Genomic DNA, 22,939 nt, shown 5'->3' with positions numbered 1-22,939 from the left:
CCCGCAGGCCACTTACCTGCAATACAGGGTTATGATGTGCTGTCACTAAGGTTCCTCCATTCAAAAACGACGTTTTACACCGAAGCGCTCCGACAGAGCTTCTCCTAAAATATTGAACGTTATGACAATGATTAAAATCATCATGCCCGGATATAACATTAGCTCAGGATTGCTGCGAATGTACGATTTACCTTCATGAATCATCGATCCCCACTCCGGAAAAGGCGGCTGAATGCCGAGTCCGAGAAACGACATTGCAGCGATGTCCATAATCGCCCATCCGATCTCAAGTGTCCCCATAACGACAATAGGAGGGAGCACATTCGGAATCATATGCCGTCTAATGATCGTCCACTGCGAGGAGCCGCTTATTTTCGCTGCCGTAATGAAATTCCGCTCTCTTAAACTGAGCACCATACCTCGAAACATTCGTGCGTAATAGACCCATTGCACCATAACCATTGCTAAGATTACCTGTGGTAATCCTGGACCGAGAATTCCGACAAGCCCCAACACAAGCACAAGTGTCGGAAAAGCCATGACACCTTCGCAAAAACGCATCAGCACTTGGTCAATTATTCCGCCTTTATATCCGGAAAACGTCCCGATCAACAAACCAATCAGGAGCGAGGAGATAAAAATAATTGACGCGAAACCGAGTGAAATTCGCGATCCATAGAGTAAACGGGACAGGTTGCATCGTCCGAGTTGATCGGTGCCAAGCGGATAATCCCATGAAGGGGAATGCAGCTTAATCGCCAAGTTGACCTGAATCGGGTCATGCGGCGCGATCCACGGAGCCAATATGGAAAGAATAAAAAGGACGGCCAGAATAACTGAGCACACTGCTGCGGTCTTCTGGCTTCTAAGTCCGGTACGTATGCTCGATATCAATGGTCGGTCCGTCCTTTCCAAGAGATTCTAGGATCCAAATACATTTGTAGAAGATCGACAATCAGATTGCATACGATGAACAGGCAAGCGGAAATGAGTACATAAGCCTGGATAACCGGTATGTCCCGATTAAATATCGCTTCAACAAAATAACGGCCAAACCCTGGCCACGAGAAAACTTCTTCCGCGATGATCGTTCCTGCGAGCAGCTTTCCTAAATTCATGCCAAGACCGGTTAGCATGGGGGATATAGCGATTTTCAAAACATGCTTGCTCAGGATGATCTTTTCCTTGATCCCTCTGGTCCGCGCGTACAGTACGTACGGTTCTTGCAATTGTTCCAGAACGCCGGTACGCAGCAATCGGGAATAAATGGCGATAAGCCCAAGTGCGAGCGTAATCGACGGAAGAATAAGATGCTCAAACGAGCCTTTCCCTTGCACCGGTAATAAGTCAAGTTTAACCGAGAAGAAGAAGATTAATAGATATCCGAGCCAAAACTGTGGAATCGATGCACCGAAATAGGCGAGCAGTCGGCTCAAATAATCAAACACGCTGTTTTTGTATACAGCGGCCAAAAAACCGATGGGGATGCTAACTATAATTGCAAGCACGATGCTGCTAAAAGCGAGCTGAAGCGTTGCCGGCATCCGTAGGATAATCTCTTGCCAAACAGGCTCGTTCGAAACATAAGATGTGCCGAAATCGAGTCGGCAGATCTTATGTAAGGATTGGGCGTATTGAACGAGCAGCGGCTGATCCAAGCCGAACTCATGTCTTTTCTGTTCGAGCAGCTCCTCCGTCGGATGAATATGCGCCGCCGTCAAATAGGCTTCGGCGGGATCGACGGGTGAGAGATAGATCAGTAAAAACGTGAGAAGCGTGGCAAAAAGGAATATTGGGATGACGGCCAGAAGCCGTTTACCTATAAAGCTGCCCATGATACGCCTCCCTAAATTACTGATTTAGCTCAATGCTGGAGAACGGGTTGTCATCCCGGCTTCCAGGAAACACGAAGTTGCTAATTTTTTTGTTGTAGACGACAGTCTTCTTAATGTAGGAGATTGGAACAAGTGCTCCTTCTTCATGCAACGTCGTCTGAATGGCATTAAACAATTCCTTACGTTTATTCTCATCCGTCGTGGCAAGTGCTTCTTGTACTTGCTGGTCGAGTTCATTTTTCATCGGCAGGTTTGCGAGCGCCTCGGCAATGCCAAAGCTCTTTTCCGCAACGATATGAAAGAAAGAACTCGGGTCGTACGGTGCGCCGTAGTTGCTGAAGAAGTACAAATCGAATTGCCCAGCACGGAACCGTTTAACTTGCTCTGTAAGCTCAAGGCCTGTGATATTCAATTTGACACCGATGGCCGCCCATTCTGCTTGAAGCGTTTCCGCCATTGGTTTAATAATCTGGTCTGATTTCTCGTAGATTAATTCCACTTCTAGCGGTTGACCGTCCTTCTCGCGTACCGACTTGCCTTCCGGCAGCTTCCAGCCAGCTTCGTCCAAATAAGCTTTGGCTTTTTCAACGTCATAGCCGATTGGGGAAGGGTTTGTTTGCGCAAACGGGAAGTTGGAGGATAACAAGCTGTCCGCTTTCTCTTCCAATCTGGAAGTGACACCTTGTACCATTGCTTCTTTATTGAAACCATACTGCAGCGCAAGACGAACTTTCTTATCCGAAAGTGCTGGGTTCGTCGTGTTCATAACCAGCTGTCTCGTTGCAACCGGGCTGGAAATTTGCGTTGCATACTCGTCATTAGCCTGAAGCTGCATAAATGCATCCACGCTGATGGCGCCTTCACCATAGATCATATCCAGTTCGCCTTTTTCAAAGGCAAGAACACGAGTGTCGCCGTCAGGAATGATTTTAAATACGACTTTATCGATTTTCGGCTGCTCGCCCCAATAATTAGGATTGCGAGTAAACTCTGCATATTCATCTGTTTTATAATCCGTTAGCATCCACGGACCGGTCCCGACAGGCTTCTTCACACCTTTGGAGGTGTCGCCGTCATCCGGAAAACCTGCTTCACCGAGAAAACGTACCGGACGAATGACCGACAGCTCCTGCAATGTTGGATAATAGGCTTGTTTCAATACGATGTTGAAGGTATATTCGTCAACCGCTTCAGTTTTGTCCAGCAAGCTGATGAAACCGAGCCAGCTGTGATTTTCAACGTGTTTCATAACAGCATCGAAATTTTTCTTGGCAACATTCGCGTTAAACAAAGTGCCGTCCGAGAACTTAACATTTTGTCGAATTTTAAACGAATAGGTTTTACCGTCCTCCGAAATCGTCCACGATTCGGCCAGGAAAGGCACAACTTCGCCACCCTCGGTATAGTTGACCAGCGGCTCGTAAATCATCGACTGCGCGATAAGCTGGGAAGGGTTATAAACGTGAGGATTCATCGGGCCAACATCCCGCGGCCACGATACTGTGATAGTTTTATTGGCAGGTGCGGCCGTTTCCGAATTTTGTTCTTTGCTGCCAGCATTATTATTATTATTATTTGTACTTGTGCCGGAACAAGCTGCAAGTGCTATGGAAAATAAAAGCAGCATTAGCAGCATTATTTTCGATTTTGAGTTAAACATACTGTGGTACTCCTCTCGACCCTGTCTCATTTTTATGATTGATAATGATTATCAATTTCTTATAGCAGTATATATTTATCCCATTAAGCTGTCAATAACAAAGAATTATAGATAATCGTAATGTAATAAGAGCAACGAGTGAGGCTATGAAAGGCTTCTAACGAGTGTTGGATGTACGGATAAGCGAGCTTGTGCTAGACTTTATTTTTGTATAAACGGCATAACGGGTAGTAAATAAGTTGAAGGGAGCTTTACCAGTTTGAGCGAAAGTCTGAGATTATCTAAAATGTTTCCATTATTCGTGCTAACGGTTCTCTTTTTTTCCGCCAATTCGATCTTAACTGTGCTGCTGCCGCTGCAAAGTGAAAAGTCGGGAATGGATCATGCGGAGATTGGCATCATGATGGGCGCTTATATGTTTGTCTGTATGCTGTTTCGTCCATTTGCTGGACAACTGATTGGGAGATTTGGTCCGCTGCTAATAATGCGACTATTGTTAATCGCGCATGCTGCTTGCATGATTCTTTATACGTTTGCCGATTCCGACGCATATACGCTGCTTCGTGCGTGGCAGGGCGCTGTTACGGCATTTTTCTCAATGTCATTGCAAGCAGGGATTGTGGAAGGGTTAGCTGAGCGTGATCGTGGGCAAGGGATGACACTTTACAGCTTATCCTCAATGATACCTTCTTTATTCGGTCCGATCGCAGCTATGCAAATATGGGCTACTGAGTCTTCGAAGTTATATGTTGCTGTATTAATTGGGTTGGCAGCAGTACCTATTTTGATTGGTTTCAATGCTCCCCTTGCTAGAGGAAGAGGAGCCAGTACCAGTAAATCGATTGCGTTGTCCGAACTCTTTAAGTCAATGACCGGCATAAAGCGAAATCGTCCATTGCTTGTGAGCATGACGGTTATGCTATGCGTTTCGTGCGTATTCGGCGCAACAGCGACATTTGTTCCCCTGTTTATTGTCAATGAAGGTTCAGGCCATGCAGGACTCTATTTAATGCTTCAAGGAATTGTCGTCATTGGCAGCCGAATGATCCTTCGAAAAAGAATACCTTCGGACGGGCAGTGGCATTCCGGTTTTATTACGGCAACCTTGTTGTCTTCCTTAATTGGATCTCTGCTGCTGTCTTTTACGCAACAATTTAGCAGTGTGCTTTATCTTTCTGCAGTTTTTAACGGTTTTGCGATGGCATTGTTATATCCTACATTAACGACTTACCTATCTTTTATTTTGCCAGTCCACTCCAAGTACGCATGGATGGGATTGTTCATGTGTTCATACGATCTTGGCTATTCTTTAGGAGGACTGGTCATGGGTCTGATCGTTGAAGGCTTTTCTTACGTCATTATGTTTCAATGCTGTGCAACGCTTTCCCTCATCGCCTGGGTTGTTATATGGTCTAATAGGCGGCGTATGCATAACGATCAGCTGGCAGTAAACATCTAAATAAAGTACTAATGAAGATTGAGGGACGGAGAACGTTAGTTCAATGAACAAGCGACAGTCTAGGACTTTATTTTCTGTCCATGGCTGTCGCTTCTTCAATTTTAAGGGTCAGTCTAATACTTATTTTCTGATGGCTGCCGCATGGAATTTCTAAAAACCGCATGGATTCAAGGCATTCAGTCTAATACTTTATTTTCTACAGACAAGTAACCGTCTCTCGATTTGTCATTAGAATACGCAATTCCTCATATTCTTCAGGATGGAAACGAACAGGGGAATAATACCCGTTTTTAACCATGTCTGCAATGACTAATGCATCCTTATGATCGCTCTTGGATGGTGTGTTATCCCGGTTTTCTTTGTTCTTTTTGACAAGATGAGGATTCACCAAAACGGGCTCTATACCTTGATCGAGGAGCCAATGTGCAAGGCTAAACCAGTAGTGGCCGCTAGGTTCCATGCCCACGATGATGCTGCTAAGTTTGTAGGTTTTGAGCAGATCTTGGATCCAGCGTTCGAGTAGATCGAATCCTTCACGATGATTACCGAATTCGAGAGGCATTCCTAAAGCAATTCCTCGAAAGCTAACGGCGCGGGCTACATGTGTTTCCTGCGCGATATCTACACCAATGACAACGGTAATGTTTTCTATGAGTTGATTTTGCTTGTCTTGTGACTTAAACTTTATGATAGAGCGACCTCCTGATGGGCTTTTTGAGGCATTTGACCTCGTGCGTAACCCCATCGTACAGAGGCGCTCGTTTTTGTTCAAACTCCAAATTATTCGTTTTACAGGAATTCTAAGGGAGACGAGAGTCCGATCAATAGAGTTAGTAGCCTTCCAAGCCAGTCACTTCCTGATCATCGAGTTGTAGGATTTGTTACACCTTTGAGCTTGCAAAGCATAATATGAGACGAGAGCTATCTTACCCATAGCTATCACTCCAAGCCCATGTAGATCTCCCTACATGGGCTTCTAAGTTATTTTCTGTTCTATTGTGGTGTAAACAAAAATAAAGACCCTTGTAAGGCCTCAATTTACAAGGGTCAGATGGCAAATCAGCAATATCATATTATGAATGATGAGATTTTTTGTTGAATGGCAACACAAAAAAAAGGCGGTTAGTTACCACTAACCAACCACCTATTTAGAGACTAATTACAGATAGACCTTTCCGACAAGATGCACGGGACCGGTTATGGTAACTGCATTTTGGCCTACATGTTCTACGGTCAGAGAATATTGCTGGAATGTACCAACTAGACCAGCTGTTGCCGATTCCGTATGCTGGAAGGCTGTCGTGAAATCAAGCGTTACCCAAGGGCCCTCATCTCTTGTTCCAATAAAAGCAGAATCTGTTGTCTGGAACACAATAGGAGCAGGAGCAGCGGTTCCGCCTCTCCGAATGCGAAAGAGCAGCTTTGGAACAATTGTGAGCAGCAGCAGTTGTGCTTCCCAGCCAATTGTTGCTTTTAGTTCAATCCGGTTGTTGATGTTGCTGATTTGGAGAAAGACTGAAGTCAACAGGTATTCTGCTCCCGGTGAGATTAAAAACGGAAGCGAACCCGTTCCTGCAGCAACATCTTGATATTGGTGATCTACAATATTAACAGACATACTATCACCTCCTTTCATAACGGACCAATTACGGTAGCCGTATCGATTCCAGCTGTTTCAACCGACAGATAGAGGATATAGGACTTGTATAATTCGGTGATTTTCAGTCCGGGGGATTCCACATGTTAAAAATTGTGATAAGGATTGAAGAAGCGGATTTGGTCCAATAACGGAAGTTAGCTTTTGAATATTTTTGGGGAGATAACCTTAGTGCAACGGGGAGATGTTGGCTTTCTAGCAGACGGAGGTTCAATAGAACTTGCCTTTTCATATATTAGATTCATAGATTCAGTACTATGCAATGTACAGATATACTAAGGACCATGGTATATATTGCTGACAGCCACTTCCTAGTGAACTAACGGAGAAGTACGACAAGTTCTGCTATAAGCGCCAGTTGGCGTGAAAGGCAGGAGATTAATGGATAATCTCAACTTTACAACTGAGGATGGGAATGACGGAACCATGTTTCCCGAAACCATCCCACCAACACTCCTGCATGCGTCATACCTGACAGGGTATGGGGTATGAAGTACAGGTAGATTCGGCAGAATGGAGGCTGCAGCCACCCTCTCGGGAAGGTATGCCAACAGATATGCCGCGTGGCTGAAAAACAGGATACGGTGAGAATGTTCATAAATTTTTTTTTTTGGAACTGACGAACTTCCGAATGTACGGGTCTAAAGTTAGAACGTATGGAAACATGCGGGCCATCAAACGATGGTGTGGGTGGCGTAAAGTAAGAATTTCTCCTATGAAATACGCTATGTTGAACAATGGCGGCATCCTGCTCACAGGCCTAGAGGAAGCACCTACATTCTGAATGAATAGCTAGGTTGTAAGGGACTTGGAAAACAAGGAACGTTGCATCAAGGGCTGTCACCCGAGACGGTTGCTATAAGGCTACGGCTGAAATGCATTTATCCTTGTGAGAGCAGGGGCACGACCAGTGAAACTCCTGTAACGGGAGCGGAGGAACAGCCCCAAGTCTAATAGAACAAAAGATCATTCTCCAACGTGAATTGCACCGATCGGGTAGGAACGTGGGGACATCACCTCGATAAGGAGGGATGCCACAGTGCAAGCTCTACGATACTGGGATTACTACAACATGACGGACACTTTCACTTCGTTATACGATAGAGCCTTGAAAAAGGAAGTTTTCTCACGGCTATATGAAATCATTACATCCAGAGAAAATATATTACTCGCTTATCGAACGATGAAATCGAATAAAGGATCACGGACACCTGGAACCGATGGGAAAACAATCGCAGATATTCAGAAGTTGTCCGAAGATGAATTAGTCTATGACATCCAAAGCAAGCTGAAGAACTACCGCCCGAACAAAGTTAGACGGAAACGTATTGAGAAAGACAACGGGAAATGGAGACCTCTCGGAATCCCTTGTATCCTTGAACGTATCATCCAGCAGTGCTTCAAGCAGGTGTTCGAACCAATCTCAGAAGCTCATTTCTACAATCATAGCTACGGTTTCAGACCCTTACGGTCAACCCATCATGCCATGGCTAGAGTGCAGTTTCTCGTGAATCACTCGCAATTGCATTACGTAGTGGACATCGACATCCAAGGCTTCTTTGACAATGTGAACCATGCACGGCTCATCAAGCAGTTGTGGAACATCGGCATTCAAGACAGACACGCATTAGCATGCATCTCTAAGATGCTAAAGGCCGAAATTGATGGCGAAGGCATACCTGCAAAAGTTGTTCCGCAAGGCGGAATACTATCTCCACTGCTATCCAACATTGTCCTGAACGAGCTGGATCAATGGGTGGCTGGACAATGGGAATTATTCCCTATGAATGAACCCTACAAGACGAGATCAGGCGAGTTGTATGCTAAAAAGCGATCTACCTTGAAGGAAGGGTACATCGTCCGCTATGCGGACGACTGTACGCCACGAATGCGCGGCGCTTAAGCGTCAAACAATGCTGAACAAAAGATGAGGGAGGGCTCCACGGAGCCGCTGTACAGGCGGAGGCTTCAAACCACCTTAAGCTGCTACGGTCAAAAGCCGTGGTGGTGAGCGTTAAGGAAAAGGCAGAGCTAGACTTTGTCAGGTAAGTGCTATGGAGACGAACACAAGTCAATCGCTGTTAAAGTGTCGAAAGCGTTGGGACGTCATCAAAACCAGGAGGGAGTCGTTGGACTGGGATGAGTCTGGAGGCAACCTGTTTACTGTCCAGATGGTGACCGGCATAAAGGCGTCGTGAACATAGCACAGGCTTTTGTTCGGAACGTGGGAACCTACGACTCCGATGCGAAAGGAAAAATCCAAGCGGAAATCCCGCAAGGATGAAAGTACAGATGCGGAGTATAGGGGCGGAATAGCCCGTAGTAGCAATGAACCCACTGAAAATGTGGCGGAGCCAAGGGGCTGTATTATCCTGTTTTAAAAATGCGTCAACCGCGCAAGTGGGAGGAACAAATGGACAAAGCAAAGTCGTATGAAATTTCAAAGCATGTCGTCTGGGAAGCTTACAAGTTAGTCAAAGCGAACCAAGGAGCGGCTGGGGTCGACTCGGAATCGATCCAAAAGTTTGAGCAAAATCTGAAAGACAACCTTTATTAACATGTCCTCCGGCAGTTACTTTCCCCCGCCAGTCAAAGCGGTAGAAATACCGAAGAAGAATGGCGGAGTTCGGATACTGGGGATACCGACTGTCTCTGACCGCATTGCACAAATGACGGCAAAACTTTACTTTGAACCGTTGGTGGAACCAATCTTTCATACCGATTCATACGGATATAGGCCGGGAAAATCCGCGATTGATGCCGTTCGAGTAACAAGGACCCGATGTTGGAGATACGACTGGGTCTTGGAATTTGACATCAAGGGGCTATTTGACAACATCGACCATGAACTTCTCCTGAAAGCAGTGAGAAAGCATACGGATTGCACGTGGGTTATTCTATACATCGAGAGATGGTTAAAGGCTCCATTTCAAATGAAGAATGGGGACATCGTAGGAAGAACCTCCGGCACACCACATGGTGGAGTCATCAGTCCAGTGCTAGCAAATCTGTTCATGCATTATACTTTCGACAAGTGGATGGGAATCGAACAACCGCGAAATCCGTGGGCAAGATACGCGGATGATGTAGTGATTCACTGCCATACGAGAGAAGAGGCAGAACAACTGCTTAGGAAGCTAAATGAGCGATTTAGACAGTGTAAACTCGAACTGCATCCGGAGAAAACCCGAATTGTCTACTGTAAAGATGAGGACCGCAAAGGATCTCATCCTGAAGTGAAATTCGATTTCTTGGGATATACTTTTCGACCGAGACGATCTAAGAATCGATATGGGAAGTACTTCATCAACTTTACACCAGCGGTTAGCAACAAAGCGTGTAAGGCGATGAGACAGACGATACGAGGTTGGAGAATGCATTTGAAACCGGACATTGAAATTGATGATTTGTCTCGGATGTTCAATGCCTCGATCAGAGGATGGATCAACTACTATGGTCATTTCTATAAGTCGCAACTGTACCCCGTGCTGCGTCATATGAATGATGCACTCGTTGTGTGGGCTCGAAGGAAGTACAAGAAACTAGCGAGACATAAAATACGAGCCATTCGGCGGCTAGGACGATTGGCGAAGAACGTTCCCGAACTATTTGCGCACTGGAGATTAGGCATAGTGCCAGCGACTGGATAATGGGAGCCGGATGAGCCGAGAGGTTCACGTCCGGTTCTGAGAGAGCCTGAGGGTGAAATTCCCTCGGCTACTTACCTCAAGATTCTCTGTCGAGATTGGAAGACCGCTCAGAAGTGGTGTCATGCCGTTAGACAATACCTAAAGGAACGCTTGAAATTAGACATTTCCCCGGAAAAATCGCAAATCGTGAATCTGCGCAAACGGGAGTCTGAGTTTCTTGTCTTTACCATCCGTGCAAACCAAAAGGGTAATAAAAGAGTAGCGCATACCGGCATCAAAGCCAAAAACAAGCGGAAGATCAAGGAAGAAGCCAAAGCACGAATCAAGAAACTCAGAGCTTCACCAACCGCGCAGAATGCGCTGCTGTTCAATAGCTTTATCTTAGGGATTCACAACTATTTCAAATGGGCAACCCATGTTAACCTCGAGTTCGCACGTCTTGCCTACGATCTTCGTGCCTTCATGTTCAATCGTCTCAAACAGATTGGGGAATACGAACACCCTGAAAATCCTCCGCCAACGTACAAGAAATTCTACTGCCGCGGTTTCAGGACATTCAAACTCGCTAACGTGTATCTCTATCCTCTTGCTGATGTAAAGACCAGAAATACGATGAGCTTCAGCCAACAACTTACCCTCTACACAGTAGCAGGAAGAGAAAAAATTCACCAAAAGCTGAGACCGGATATTCAGTATGAAGTAGCATTATTAATGAAATCCAACCTCCCAAATCGAAATGTAGAATACATGGATAACCGAATCAGTCGCTATAGCATGAAAATGGGGAAATGCGAAGTCACAGGTATTCATCTATCTGCGGCCGATGTTCATTGTCACCACTACATACCACTCCACCTAGTTGCGTGCAGGTGGCTAATAGTCATTGTTCCTAAATTTTAATTAACTAGGCATTATACAAGGTCGTTTAAAGATCATATGAATAGAATATCTCAACTCCATTTTGGTAAAAGGCAGAAGAGTTGAGTTCTGTCTTTCTTTGTTTTAAGCGATTATTGAAGAGCCAAAGCCATACTCAGATAATTATTTTTCCAAACAGGTATTATCTAAATATGGATCATATCACTCTGAATCGATTAAGATAATTTAACAATTTCAGCTTGAGTTCGCCAACTACAAAATAATCATATCGACAGGAGAATAGAAACAGAGAACTATTGCAAAAAATACTAAGATGAACTGGGGGAGGTTAGGTGAAGATCCTTATGGTTGCTCCGGAGCAATTACCGGTTCCGGGCAATGGATCGGTTGAAATATGTATACTGGCAATTGCTAAGCAGCTTGCTGTAAGTCATAAGGTTACGATTGTCAGCAGACAAAGTTCAGGATTACCAAATGTTAGTAACCATGGAAACTTAACTATTGTTCGAGTGCCTACGGGAAGTTCACAGAAATACATCGCATCGGTCCTGCGTTATATCGGAGGAAAGTATTATGATATTATACAAGTGGATAATCGTCCCCACTATATGGCTAAAGTGAAGGATGCCTTCCCGTTAACCCCGGTTTCGCTTTTCCTTCATTCTCTGACTTTTGTTCCACGTACTAAAGCTGTGGCAACCAGCTTGGATAAGGCCGATTTGATTATTGCGAACAGTGTCTCATTAAAAAGTAATTTATCCCGCTTGTTTCCAACGCAATCCTCTAAGATAAGAACAGTATATCTAGGTGTGGACACGATCCGGTTCAAACCTAATTACTCAAAAAAGAAGTCTGATACCTTCCAGGTCCTGTTTGCAGGACGAATTATTCCACGTAAAGGTGTGCCGGTTATTATCCAAGCAATTGGAATTATGAAAAGAAAATATCCCAAAGTAAGATTGATCATCGTCGGGGGAGGTAAAGCGAATTATATCGATAGCCTTAGATTATTAGCACGAAAATATCGTATAAATGCGCGCTTTACTGGAATGATTCCTCATAATAGGGTCCACCAGCTATACTGGAACGCAGATTGCTTCGTGTGTCCTTCACAACGACACGAGGCATTTGGGCTTGTCAATGTGGAAGCTATGGCCTCTGGACTTCCCGTCGTAGCATCCAGTATCGGAGGGATTAAAGAAATAGTGAGACATGGGTCGAACGGGTATCTCGTTAAAAAATACAAAAGTCCTAATTCACATGCCGAGTGGATAGGGAAGCTAGCGGGTGACAAAAGTCTAGCTTCGAAATTGGGCAAACAAGCAAGAAAAGATGCGGTCGAGCGGTTCAGCTGGAAACAAATGGCCTATAAGCTAATGGCCATATATAAGCATGCATCTAATCTAAGAAAAAGAGGACTTCATAAACCATAAAGAAGCTCAGCTACATTATTGCAAGTGCACTTGGATACGATCTGAATATATATAGGAACTCGCCTTTACTATGCCTTACGAGGTGTGGTTAATATAGTCATCCTTTATTAATCTAATGCATGACTCACTGCCACGATCGTTATAGAGGTGATTGTTTGAGATGCAAATCAAAAAAAATTGTAGCTAAAAATACACCTTATAAAACCCCATATTACTTGATTAGTGGAAAAGAGAAAGGCGACACGGTTATTATCACTGCGGGGGTACATGGTAATGAACGTGCAAGTATACGTGCAGCTTTTTGGTTGCATTATTGTGCGTTGTGGCCATCTAATTATCGTGCCAGTAGTCAATCAGATGGCGTATGAACGCAGGATCCGAGGTGTCCCAGATTTAAATCGAACATTTCCCCGAGGAGTTAACCAAGAGGCCAAACATCCACTCTGTCAGCATTATCTTAATTAGCAAAAGAGATGAAGCCGCTATGGTACATTGATCTACATGAAGCGAATGGCATAGCTATGCTAAATCCCAAAATGTTAGGTCAGACCCATATCGCTCACCCTGAAAGTAAAGCAGTTCCTCCTGTAAATCGTGTTATACGTCGTATTAACCGTACAATTCCTATGAAAACCAGACATTTTAAGATACGATTGAGCTCTTTACCAGGTTCAGGAAGAATGCTGCGAAGCAGCTTATTAAAGCCAAGGCGATTACAGTTGAAACCAGTTTGGAATTATCAATATCTACTCGTATTCAATATCAGAAGCAAATATTGCAGTACTTATTAATGGAAGCGAAATTAACTTAATTTAATGACTTCTCATTTTTTTTAGCAAATAACATCTATTATATAACCTATTATAAATTAGAAACACTAACAACAAAAAGACGATATTAATGCCATTTTTTGTTGTTAGTGTTTTGTTAAGTGGAGGAAAGCATTTATTCCTCTTTGACCTAACGAAAGGAGTGATGCTTAACTGACAGCTCTTCTTGAAGAGCCGGTCTACAAGTTTCCTATATGGAGGGTTTCAAGGGTATTAAAATGCTCAGTCTTGGAAATAGAATATAAAGGTTCCTTATAGATTAGATGTTTAGAAAATGAATTAAGCAACCTCCAATGTTTGAATATTAAACGAATTAGAGTCTAGTAATTTCACTTTTTAGGTATTCTAAATTTTTCTGCAAATTATTAATATTATGTTTCAATCCTTCATCTCCGAAATCACATATTAAGAGTTCTTCAACGATTGTAGATACTTCTTCACTAAGTAATTTAATTGCATCATTTAGGTCGTTTATATTTAGGTTTTTGGTATTAGGTATTGGATTTTTATTTTTCATATACTACACTCCTAACCTATTAACTTAAAAGCAATATAGCATAAACTATAACTCACCTAATAATACGTTTAAATTTATTTAATTCTTTCATTAGATAGTCAATCTGCTTTTGCAAATTTTCTGAATCTTTGGATTGAATCTGCTGGTTTTGTGAATCTTGATTTTTTGATTTTTCTAATATCTCTAATGCTATTCCTGCAGAGATTGCTTGTAGACCATCACCTATTGTTGAAATAGTTGCCCCAATATAAGCTAATTTAGCAGCGTATATTTCTGTAGAATCTGATGATTGGTCAGAATTGTTTCTCCTCAAAGTATGCTCCTCCTTTTTTACATAAAAACACAATGTTCTTTTGTATGATATGCAATTATCCATCATTGGGTGTTTTTCATTGATTCGATATTCCAAGACTTTTTCCGGTTTCCATAATCCATTGTAATCGCAGTTATATTTCAATCTTTAATTAACATCTGATTTGTTGCCCTGGTAATGTTACTGTGAAACCGTAATACAAAATGCAGATACCTTAAAGGTCTAAGTCAATAATGAGGAAACAGTACTAACGACTACTAAAGAATTTTGATTTAATATACTTCCAGATATCTAATTAGCAAACAGTATCTTTTTGAGCGAATATGGGGAGTAGATGCCCAAGGGAAGGTGATATACAGACTATAACCGTTAATAAATTTATGTTTGTATAAAAAAATGAAAAATTCTGTATTTGACCGTTTTTAGAAGCTAAATGTGGAATTTGAAATTAATTGGGCACAAAACAATCATACACTCATATCATGGAGTAATAAGGTAAATATGAGGAGCGAGTCACATGCCCACTATAGTTGGAATGACTGAGATCGTTAGTGTTGGTTCAGGGTCGGTTATTCAAGTCGGGGATTCTATTCAAATTAAATCAACAAACTCAACTAAGACCTACGCAGGTGCAGGTTCATTCCTCACAGGTAGTCTTGTGAATTCAAACAACGCTGTAAGTGCGACAAACACCAATGATCCTGACTATCAAGATAACACTGAAAATGAAATTGGGATAGTGGATTAACTAGAGGCTTATATTAGATTTTGTTGTTAGAACACTTGTACACTCTTACTTTTCTCTTTTTCTCCGCGTATTCAATTGTTCAGAGTGTAGCGCCGTTACGTGGGGAAGCAGAGGGAGTGAGCATCTCGGGTATTGGTTATATGAAGAGGCTTATACAATGACGAGCATGATCTTTAGGTTCTAGGCAGGCTGCGTTGTTTTTAAGGTTGGATCCAAAACTGCAATTCGCTCGTTGCTAATCGCGATGTTCCTCATAACTACTCTTGTTTTCTGCTCTTAACTTAAATCTTTATGTATATCTTCGCATTGTACAAGGAATTGCAATGGCCTTTTTCTCCTTGGCTTTACAAAAAGGATAGTAGAAACTTTAGAGGAACGAGATTCATAAGGTATTTACCTATATTCCCTTGCGGCAATGCTCCCCTCGGTAATTGGGATAGTTTTATGGCAAGAGGGAGGAGTATTTGCCTTAGTTCTCTTTCACACTAATAGAAATTGCTTAAGTCGTTCCTATGAATTAGTGCTTGATAATAATTAGAAAGGGGGCAGCATTAAATGCTGCCCCTTTAATTATTTGGGAGCACTGTTCGAGCAGTTGGATCACAAAAGCTAAGACTATCTAATACGATGTGAACTAACTACCCAAGTGAGCAAGCGTTACACAGCCTCAAGCGGAATTTGGTGTGTTCTTGCTCACTTCTATACAATTCCGTTTTGTGGGATATGCTACATCGATACGGTGCGGAACTATAAATCACATTATCTTCTCACCATTATGCGATAATTACCCGATGTTTTTAATAGTAATCTTTTTGTTGATTGTGATTTCGAGATGCAGAAAGACTATCAAATAGCTAATAGATTTTCTAAATCTATGTTTATTTCCATACATTTATGGGCTTAACGTTTTTACTATTACCAAGAGCCGGTAATCCATAGAAGTCTTCGATAGTTCGCAGCATATTATAATGGTTTGTTTTGTTCATGTAGGCTTGATTTTTAATTTTTTGCCCAACCATAATAGTGGGAATTTTGTTCTTAGCACTCATATCGTCTTCGTCCCAAGTCAGAATAAAGATACTATTATTCTTTTTAGCCCATTCTACATAACCTGCCATGTTAGTCTTTAACCAATCGTCTGCTTCTTTAATTGTCCCATCATGAATGTCGTGTTTTAGATTTGGAATAACAAAGGAAACAGTTGGCAGCTTACTATAATCTTTTGGAAAAGATGTAAACGGCATATTTACTTTCGCGGGAACGTTTGTGAAATCAACCCAAGGGTTATGTTTACGAGCATACAAAGTTTTTAGGTCATACGGCCCGGTAAACCCTACACTAGGCAATCCTTCAGAATAACCTCCAAATGAATAGCCGTGCTTTACAAGTTCATTAGCTAAATTGTCCGTCTTAAAAGTATGGGATGGTTTATCATCGGTGACACCTTGATTTGAACCGGAGAAAAGGTCAATGTAGTTCGGCTGGCTCGGGTGTTCAATTGAATAATGGTTAGTTAGATTGGCACCGGTTTTTACAAGTTGATTAATATAGGGGGCATTTTTATTCCCTATAATCTCTTTGTAAGAGTGGTTCTCTTCTACAACAATGACGATATGAATTGGTGCTAGTCTGGTTTGCGATGTGAAGGTAGAAGCTTGAACCGTTTTAGGGTTTTGTTTTGTAAATAGACCCATTGTTAAACAGAGTACAAGTACAACAAATATAACGCTCACTATTCCAATTTTCATTTTTAGCCCTCTCTAATTAATCTCTCATTTAATGAACTATTATAGTTCACATCCCATTAAGCCGATGTGAAATAAATCTTAAATAAATATTAACTCGATCCTACGGTGCATCATATTTTTACCTGTTATTTTGATATTAATATCCAGTTAATAAAATTTTCATTTTTTTACGCTATCCTACAGAAGCAAAATAATTGATAAATTTTCGTTATCACTTGAGAGGGGTATGTGAATGGCTGTGTTACAAAAAGAACATAATGAGCTTTTAAGCAAGGTACCGCAAGTTACCATTTTTTTCTGGTTAATCAAGGTATTATGCACCACAGTAGGAGAAACATTTTCGGACTTTCTAAGCATTAATGTAGGCTTGGGTCTTCCGGTCACTACTTTAGTTATGGGTGTTGCATTTGTAATTGTGTTGTATATTCAGTTTAAATCATCGAAATACAACCCGTTTATTTATTGGCTTACCGTTGTTCTCATCAGTGTATTCGGTACTTTAATAACCGACAATATGACAGACGGATGGGGAGTGCCGCTTGAACAAAGTACAATCATCTTCACTCTTTTATTGGCAGTAACATTTCTATCCTGGTACGCTAGCGAAAAAACATTATCGATCCACTCGATTTATACGTTTAAAAGAGAAATTTTTTATTGGCTAACCATTCTTTTTACATTTGCATTAGGCACGGCGGTAGGAGATCTTTATTCGGAGCAGCTCGGCCTCGGGTATCTAAAAACAGGCATTATCGTTATCGTCATCATTGCTTGTATTTTCGTAGCATGGAAATTAAAGCTGAATGAGATTTTGGCATTTTGGATTGCCTATATTTTGACTAGACCGCTTGGGGCTTCGTTAGGAGATTATTTGTCCCAGTCGAAGAAAAATGGCGGCTTGGAGTTAGGCGCTACAATAACAAGCGTCATTTTTCTTATAGCTATATTGGCGGTTATCCTTTTATTATCTGTAACCAAGCTTGATTTAATCCCAAGAACCGATGGAGTTAAAAGTAATGATCAACATGCGGGAGTAAAAAGGGTGTGGATGCAGTCCATCACGACAATCGTTGTATTATTAGCTGTAGGAATTGGAGGGTATAGTTGGTCAAATCATAATCTTGTACCGAAAGTGAATTCGTCTCAAACAACCTTGAGCGGACAATTAAATGATTTCATACAGACTGAAAATAACATTCAGAATAGTATCAGTAGCAAGGACTGGAAGTCTGCAAAGTCTGGAGCCGACGATCTGGAACATAACTGGGACAAGTCAGAGCCTATGCTAAGAAAAATGGATCGAAAAACATGGACCCAAATTGATGGGACCATTGATAGTGTTCTAGCTGCCGTTCGCAGTAAAAACCCTGATCCTGTAAAGTGTAATTCGGTACTAACTGATTCATTGAATGTATTAAATTCATCTAATCAATAAGGTATTGAACATACAGCCTGAGGGATCTAGTATTCCTTGGGCTTTTGTTGTTCTCTTTATCTGTGAGGACACTTCTAGGAAATATTAATTAAGAAACTGTTAATAAGGCCTTCACAGTCACTTTAGATTTAGTCCTTATATTTGATCTAAAAGAAGGAGTCGGAGATATGAAACCAAACTCGAAAATTATGATTATTTATGCTTCATTTGGTGATGGTCATATCAAAGCGGCAAGAGCGTTGTTAGAGTCATTTACAGCTTTAGGGTATAACAATATACAACTGATTGACTTGTTAGAATTAACGCATCCTCGTATTAATTCTGCTTCAAGGTGGCTTTACTTAAAAAGCAGCAGCTATGCACCTAAAGGATATGGATGGTTTTATACTCTAACCAATAGCACGAAGCAAAGTCGAGTTTCAAATCATATTTATCATTCCTTCGGTAAGAAGAAGATGCTCGAAGAATGGAATTCAGAAAAACCGGAATTAATCATTCATACTTTTCCTTATCTGACTGCAGACGAACTAAAATTTCAATCTGGTCAAGGTGTTCCAACCCTTACGGTTATAACGGACTATGTACTGCACAGTCGCTGGTTGCATGAGAATACAAGTCATTACTGCGTGGGGAGCGATACAATTAAAGCGCAAATGCTGGCAGCAGGCGTCCCTGAACATAAGATTTCTGTTACAGGAATTCCTGTTCATTCAAAATTTTTTGACAAAGAGGATAAAGCTGCTATTTGCGATATATGGGGATTTGAACCAGACCGATCTCGCGTACTTCTTATGGCAGGAGCATATGGGGTTCAGCGATCTTTAAAATTAATGATAAGTACTGTGCGGGAAGTGACAACTAGTGACCTCATTGTTGTTTGTGGTAAAAACAAAAAGCTAAGAAAACGATTAGAGAGAGAGTACTATAATGAGAAAAGAATCCATGTTATCGGTTATACAGATAAAGTACATGAGCTCATGACCATATCCGACTGCTTAATCTCTAAAGCAGGCGGAATTACGTTAACGGAAGCATTAGTTAAGAATCTTCCAACCATTGTTTTTCAACCTATACCTGGACAAGAAGAAGGAAACGCACAATTTTTATCAGGTCTAGGTGTATTAGGTATTGCCAATGACAAATATTCCTTAACAAGAGAGTTATATAGTGCATTAAATCTTAATAGGAACAGGAACATGAAACAAGCGTCTGCATCCGTATGCTTTAAACAATCCTCCATGCGTATTGTAGAAGAAGCTTTAAAGCTAACTGGCTTAGTGGAAAAGGGGTCGGAATGGACGGTAAACGAAAGAAAGGCAGCGCAAATCCATGCATAAGTCTGGGGATTCCCTATTTTCAATAGCATTATTGCTTTTGTTTACAGAATTTCTAAGGGGAGCGTATTTGGTTGCTTTTCTTCCCAATCTGGTAGAAGAGAGGCTGGGCATTTCAATATCCGTAGTAGGGATAGCTGTTTCGGTCCACTATCTTGTAGATAGCTTATGTAAAATTTATATCGGTTACATGATTGATCGATACGGATACCGGGCTATTTTACATCTTGGTTTCTTACTTGCCGCAGTTGGTATGTTTCTGATAATACTCGCAAAATCAGAAATGCAGATATTTTTATCTTCCGCTCTACTTGGGATAGGCTTATCACCGATTTGGCTGATTAGCATGAAGCAAGTAAAAGGGGAGAACAGAGCAAAACAAGCCGGATTTATTTATGTATTCTGGATGGCAGGACTGGGATTAGGACCAGTGTTATTTAATTTAGTTCTAGACTTGGGATGGAACTACAGTGTCCTGGTGCTTATCCTTGCATTAGTTCTGGGATGGTTAGCCGGTGCTTTCAATCATCTGCATAAAAGGGTCGAGAGTAAGGGAGCATCCCCGCAGTCCATAGTCCCTTATCTTAAACAGGTAACGGCATATATTAGAGTGAATCCCTTTATCTTGCCGGCCATTATATTACAAACGACTGGTGCTGGCATGGTTGTCCCTTTTCTGAATGTTTTTGCTGCAAACCGACTTTCCCTGACTCACACGGAACTATCCATTATTATGATACTTGGAGGGGCGAGTGTAATTCTCTTATTAGTCCCAATGGGGAAATGGTTCGATGCATCGGGAAGCCGGTGGTTTCTGATTAGTGGATTCGGATTGTTTGCTATATCTCTTTATGCATTTACAGGAGTAGACTCCTTTTATATGTCGTTGGTTGTTGTCATAGTGATGGGTGCCTCCTATGCAATGCTGTTGCCCGCTTGGAATGCACTAATGTCCAGACATGTACCTATGGATGCTTCCGGAACGGGATGGGGATTGCTGTCAACCATTGAAGGCTTCGGTGTAGTGGTAGGACCGTTAATAGGCAGCTTTTTGTATGTTTACGGGAGTATAGATACGCCGTTTATTGTTAGTGCTGTAATGTTTGGAATGATCAGCATCATGTATTTTTTTATGCCTTCTAAAGTATTTAGGTATACGTCTCAAAATGCATGAAAAGGTAAGTAAGCGATAAACCGGACTATAAGGAGAATCGCCCATGTCCATACGTCTAAAATTATTATTTTCGTATTTGATTATGTTAGTTGTACCTTTGCTAACGTTAATAGTTACTTCTATTCTGCTCGTCATTATTTTTAAAGGCGATTTGCATGATATTCGGATGATTTATGAAACTAATATAGAAGGTTTTGAAGAAGAGGACTACCATCGCCTTATTAAACAGTCCATCGAACAAAATCCTGATTTGTTGCTCGACCGGAATTATGTGAATCGATTGTCTTCTCAGCTTTCATCTAAGCAGACCTATTTATTGATTCGAACAGATGAACAAATGATTTATGTTTCGGATGAACTCCGTACGAAAGCCATTCTTTTATCCAAACTAACATCCATTCATAATAATGACCTAAGATCGGTTTCGCGTACTAAGTCATATGGAAACAATGATTATTATCATTATGTTGGTTATGCGTTCCATATCCAGAACAAAGCTATAGATTTATATATAATCACAAAGGTAGACCCCATCGTTTATTTTTCTAAAAAATATGCCCCCTATCTTCTGGGAGCAGTCATTGTCGTATTAGTGTTAACTAATGTTCTACTGACTTTGTACATGTCTAGACGCATTATCAGGCCAATAATGTCACTGCGACGCTCAGCACTCTCTTTTACGGAAGGCAATCTTAACGATCCTGTCATCGTCCATGGCAAGGATGAAATCGGGCAATTAGGCGTGGTCTTTGAAAAATTAAGAACACAGCTTTTACATTCGTTTCGTGTGCAAGAGCAGTTTGAAAATAATCGTAAGGAACTAATCATTAATATATCTCATGACTTGAAAACTCCGATTACGTCTATTAGAGGATATGTGGATGGACTGATAGAGGGGGTTGCCTTGTCTTTGGAAAAAACGGAGAAGTATCTTCGGACAATTTCTAACAAAGCAGCTGAAATGGACAGGTTAATTGATGAGCTCTTTTTATATTCAAAGCTTGATCTTAATCGAATGACCTTTGTATTTGAGACGGTGAATGTGAAGGCCTTTTTGGCAGATTGGATTGAGGAGTTGGCATTTGAACTGGAAAAAGAGGGGATTAGTCTGCTTTTCAATATTCAAATCATCGATTCCATTGAAATGAAAGTAGACCGCAAGTCCTTTCGTAGAGTATTAGAGAATATTATCCAGAACAGCTTGAAGTATATGAACAAAGAAGAGAAAATCATTCAATTGGTTGCATCGATTAGCCAATCCAATTTGAACTTGACGATAGAGGATAATGGAAGTGGAATTCCTGATTCAGCCTTGCCCTATATTTTTGATCGCTTTTACCGAGCTGATCTTTCTCGTAATTCCGAAATAACAGGGAATGGATTGGGCTTAGCCATTGCCAAACGTATTGTCCTTGAGCATAATGGGAGTATTTCTGCAGAAAGCACGGAAGGTGTAGGCACGAAGATGACCATAAGTATTCCTAAAAGTTCATAAGGAGATTTACATGGTATGCCTATCCACTATGGGAATGAGGAATAACGAATGAAAAGCATTCTTGTTATTGAGGACGATACGACTATCTCAGAACTACAGCGGGATTATTTGGAGATTAACGGGTACGAAGTCCAGATAGCTGCGGATGGCGAAGCCGGTTTAGCGATGTGCCTCTCGGGTATTTATGACTTGGTCATCCTTGATTTGATGCTCCCAAAGATAAACGGGTTTGAGGTGTGCAAGAAAATTCGAGAGAAACTGGACATCCCCATTCTGATTGTAACTTCACGCCATGAAGATATCGATGTGATTAGAGGACTCGGAATCGGCGCTGATGATTATATTACGAAACCGTTCAAACCTGCTGAATTAGTTGCTAGGGTAAAGGCACACCTTGAGAGATATAAGCGGCTAGTTGGTCTTAAAGATATTAATAATATCATTCAGATCCGGGATTTAGCCATTGATGCGGATACCCGAAAGGTTTTCGTTAATAATGAGGAAGCCGTACTAACGACCAAGGAATTTGACTTGTTGTATTTCCTTGCGACCCATCCGAATAAGGTTTTCAGCAAAGAGCATCTTTTTGAGCGGATATGGGGAGTAGATGCTCTTGGTGATATACAGACGGTGACCGTGCATATCCGTAAAATTCGCGAGAAAATTGAAAAAGATTCTGCAAATCCCGAATATATCGAGACATTATGGGGAGCAGGTTACCGCTGCAAAGGATGAAAAGTCTGATCCAATGATCAGACTTTTTTATTTTACT

At 41.6% G+C, this 22,939-nt stretch carries 19 protein-coding genes and 1 pseudogene; 12 read left to right on the top strand and 8 right to left on the bottom strand.

The window, feature by feature from the left end:
* Nucleotides 1–60 precede the first annotated feature (60 nt).
* Genes nikC through nikA form a run of 3 tightly spaced genes read right to left on the bottom strand, consistent with a single transcriptional unit; the run spans nt 61 to nt 3,495 of the window.
* Complete coding sequence (gene nikC, locus EV294_RS10705; protein ID WP_132306565.1) at nt 61–894, bottom strand: nickel ABC transporter permease subunit NikC; 834 nt, start codon at nt 892–894, stop codon at nt 61–63.
* Nucleotides 891–1,835: a nickel ABC transporter permease subunit NikB gene (gene nikB, locus EV294_RS10700; RefSeq protein WP_132306563.1), complete on the bottom strand. Its 945-nt coding sequence runs from the start codon at nt 1,833–1,835 to the stop codon at nt 891–893. Before nikB ends, nikC begins: the two co-directional genes overlap by 4 nt.
* Nucleotides 1,836–1,851: 16 nt before the next feature.
* Nucleotides 1,852–3,495 (bottom strand): nickel ABC transporter substrate-binding protein, encoded by a 1,644-nt coding sequence (nikA, locus tag EV294_RS10695; RefSeq protein WP_132306561.1) that lies wholly within the window; start codon nt 3,493–3,495, stop codon nt 1,852–1,854.
* 259 nt (nt 3,496–3,754) lie between these two features.
* On the opposite strand from nikA, the gene cntE reads away from it, so the two are divergent.
* Nucleotides 3,755–4,954: a staphylopine family metallophore export MFS transporter CntE gene (gene cntE / locus EV294_RS10690; protein WP_243711618.1), complete on the top strand. Its 1,200-nt coding sequence runs from the start codon at nt 3,755–3,757 to the stop codon at nt 4,952–4,954.
* A gap of 208 nt (nt 4,955–5,162) precedes the next feature.
* Here cntE and EV294_RS10685 read toward each other — a convergent pair.
* A pseudogene (locus tag EV294_RS10685) lies at nt 5,163–5,642 on the bottom strand (IS110 family transposase); the annotation flags it as partial.
* Nucleotides 5,643–6,113: 471 nt separating this feature from the next.
* Nucleotides 6,114–6,572, bottom strand: coding sequence for a hypothetical protein (locus tag EV294_RS10680; RefSeq protein ID WP_132306559.1), 459 nt, complete (start codon nt 6,570–6,572; stop codon nt 6,114–6,116).
* Nucleotides 6,573–7,650: 1,078 nt separating this feature from the next.
* On the opposite strand from EV294_RS10680, the gene EV294_RS10675 reads away from it, so the two are divergent.
* The 5 genes from EV294_RS10675 to EV294_RS10660 all read left to right on the top strand — a co-directional run bounded on the left by EV294_RS10675 (nt 7,651) and on the right by EV294_RS10660 (nt 12,573).
* Nucleotides 7,651–8,514 carry a reverse transcriptase domain-containing protein gene (locus EV294_RS10675; RefSeq protein ID WP_132306557.1) on the top strand — a complete coding sequence of 288 codons (864 nt, stop codon included), beginning with the start codon at nt 7,651–7,653 and terminating at the stop codon, nt 8,512–8,514.
* Between the two features lie 510 nt (nt 8,515–9,024).
* Nucleotides 9,025–9,168 (top strand): hypothetical protein, encoded by a 144-nt coding sequence (locus EV294_RS30630; RefSeq protein ID WP_243711617.1) that lies wholly within the window; start codon nt 9,025–9,027, stop codon nt 9,166–9,168.
* A gap of 1 nt (nt 9,169) precedes the next feature.
* The gene (gene ltrA, locus EV294_RS10670; RefSeq protein ID WP_243711616.1) at nt 9,170–10,261 is read left to right on the top strand and encodes a group II intron reverse transcriptase/maturase; all 1,092 of its coding nucleotides are present in this window, start codon (nt 9,170–9,172) and stop codon (nt 10,259–10,261) included.
* Between the two features lie 150 nt (nt 10,262–10,411).
* The gene (locus tag EV294_RS10665) at nt 10,412–11,161 is read left to right on the top strand and encodes a hypothetical protein (RefSeq protein ID WP_347813055.1); all 750 of its coding nucleotides are present in this window, start codon (nt 10,412–10,414) and stop codon (nt 11,159–11,161) included.
* 311 nt (nt 11,162–11,472) lie between these two features.
* Nucleotides 11,473–12,573 (top strand): glycosyltransferase family 4 protein, encoded by a 1,101-nt coding sequence (locus EV294_RS10660; RefSeq protein WP_132306555.1) that lies wholly within the window; start codon nt 11,473–11,475, stop codon nt 12,571–12,573.
* Nucleotides 12,574–13,716: 1,143 nt separating this feature from the next.
* Here EV294_RS10660 and EV294_RS10650 read toward each other — a convergent pair.
* Together EV294_RS10650 and EV294_RS10645 are read right to left on the bottom strand one after the other, a co-directional pair.
* The gene (locus tag EV294_RS10650; protein ID WP_132306553.1) at nt 13,717–13,920 is read right to left on the bottom strand and encodes a hypothetical protein; all 204 of its coding nucleotides are present in this window, start codon (nt 13,918–13,920) and stop codon (nt 13,717–13,719) included.
* Nucleotides 13,921–13,972: 52 nt separating this feature from the next.
* Nucleotides 13,973–14,233, bottom strand: a complete 261-nt coding sequence (locus EV294_RS10645; protein ID WP_132306551.1) for a translation initiation factor 2 — start codon at nt 14,231–14,233, stop codon at nt 13,973–13,975.
* Nucleotides 14,234–14,750: 517 nt separating this feature from the next.
* Here EV294_RS10645 and EV294_RS10640 point away from each other — a divergent pair.
* The gene (locus EV294_RS10640; protein ID WP_132306549.1) at nt 14,751–14,981 is read left to right on the top strand and encodes a spore germination protein; all 231 of its coding nucleotides are present in this window, start codon (nt 14,751–14,753) and stop codon (nt 14,979–14,981) included.
* Nucleotides 14,982–15,859: 878 nt separating this feature from the next.
* Here EV294_RS10640 and EV294_RS10635 read toward each other — a convergent pair.
* A complete protein-coding gene (locus EV294_RS10635; protein ID WP_132306547.1) occupies nt 15,860–16,729 on the bottom strand; it encodes an alkaline phosphatase family protein in 870 nt (289 codons plus the stop codon).
* A 232-nt stretch (nt 16,730–16,961) separates the two neighbouring features.
* On the opposite strand from EV294_RS10635, the gene EV294_RS10630 reads away from it, so the two are divergent.
* The 5 genes from EV294_RS10630 to EV294_RS10610 all read left to right on the top strand — a co-directional run bounded on the left by EV294_RS10630 (nt 16,962) and on the right by EV294_RS10610 (nt 22,902).
* Nucleotides 16,962–18,164, top strand: a complete 1,203-nt coding sequence (locus EV294_RS10630; protein ID WP_132306545.1) for a COG4705 family protein — start codon at nt 16,962–16,964, stop codon at nt 18,162–18,164.
* A 167-nt stretch (nt 18,165–18,331) separates the two neighbouring features.
* On the top strand, nt 18,332–19,501 hold the full coding sequence (locus EV294_RS10625) for an MGDG synthase family glycosyltransferase (RefSeq protein WP_132306543.1): 1,170 nt from the start codon (nt 18,332–18,334) through the stop codon (nt 19,499–19,501).
* On the top strand, nt 19,494–20,672 hold the full coding sequence (locus EV294_RS10620) for an MFS transporter (protein WP_132306541.1): 1,179 nt from the start codon (nt 19,494–19,496) through the stop codon (nt 20,670–20,672). Before EV294_RS10625 ends, EV294_RS10620 begins: the two co-directional genes overlap by 8 nt.
* Before the next feature lie 43 nt (nt 20,673–20,715).
* The gene (locus EV294_RS10615) at nt 20,716–22,167 is read left to right on the top strand and encodes a sensor histidine kinase (protein ID WP_132306539.1); all 1,452 of its coding nucleotides are present in this window, start codon (nt 20,716–20,718) and stop codon (nt 22,165–22,167) included.
* A gap of 48 nt (nt 22,168–22,215) precedes the next feature.
* The gene (locus EV294_RS10610; protein ID WP_132306537.1) at nt 22,216–22,902 is read left to right on the top strand and encodes a response regulator transcription factor; all 687 of its coding nucleotides are present in this window, start codon (nt 22,216–22,218) and stop codon (nt 22,900–22,902) included.
* The last annotated feature ends 37 nt before the right edge of the window (nt 22,903–22,939 follow it).

Origin of the sequence: Paenibacillus sp. BK033 (genome assembly GCF_004345425.1) — a bacterium.
Taxonomy (GTDB): Bacteria; Bacillota; Bacilli; order Paenibacillales; family Paenibacillaceae; genus Pristimantibacillus.
The sequence above is the reverse complement of the archived record's forward strand: the minus strand, read 5'-3'. Positions and strand labels throughout refer to the sequence as shown.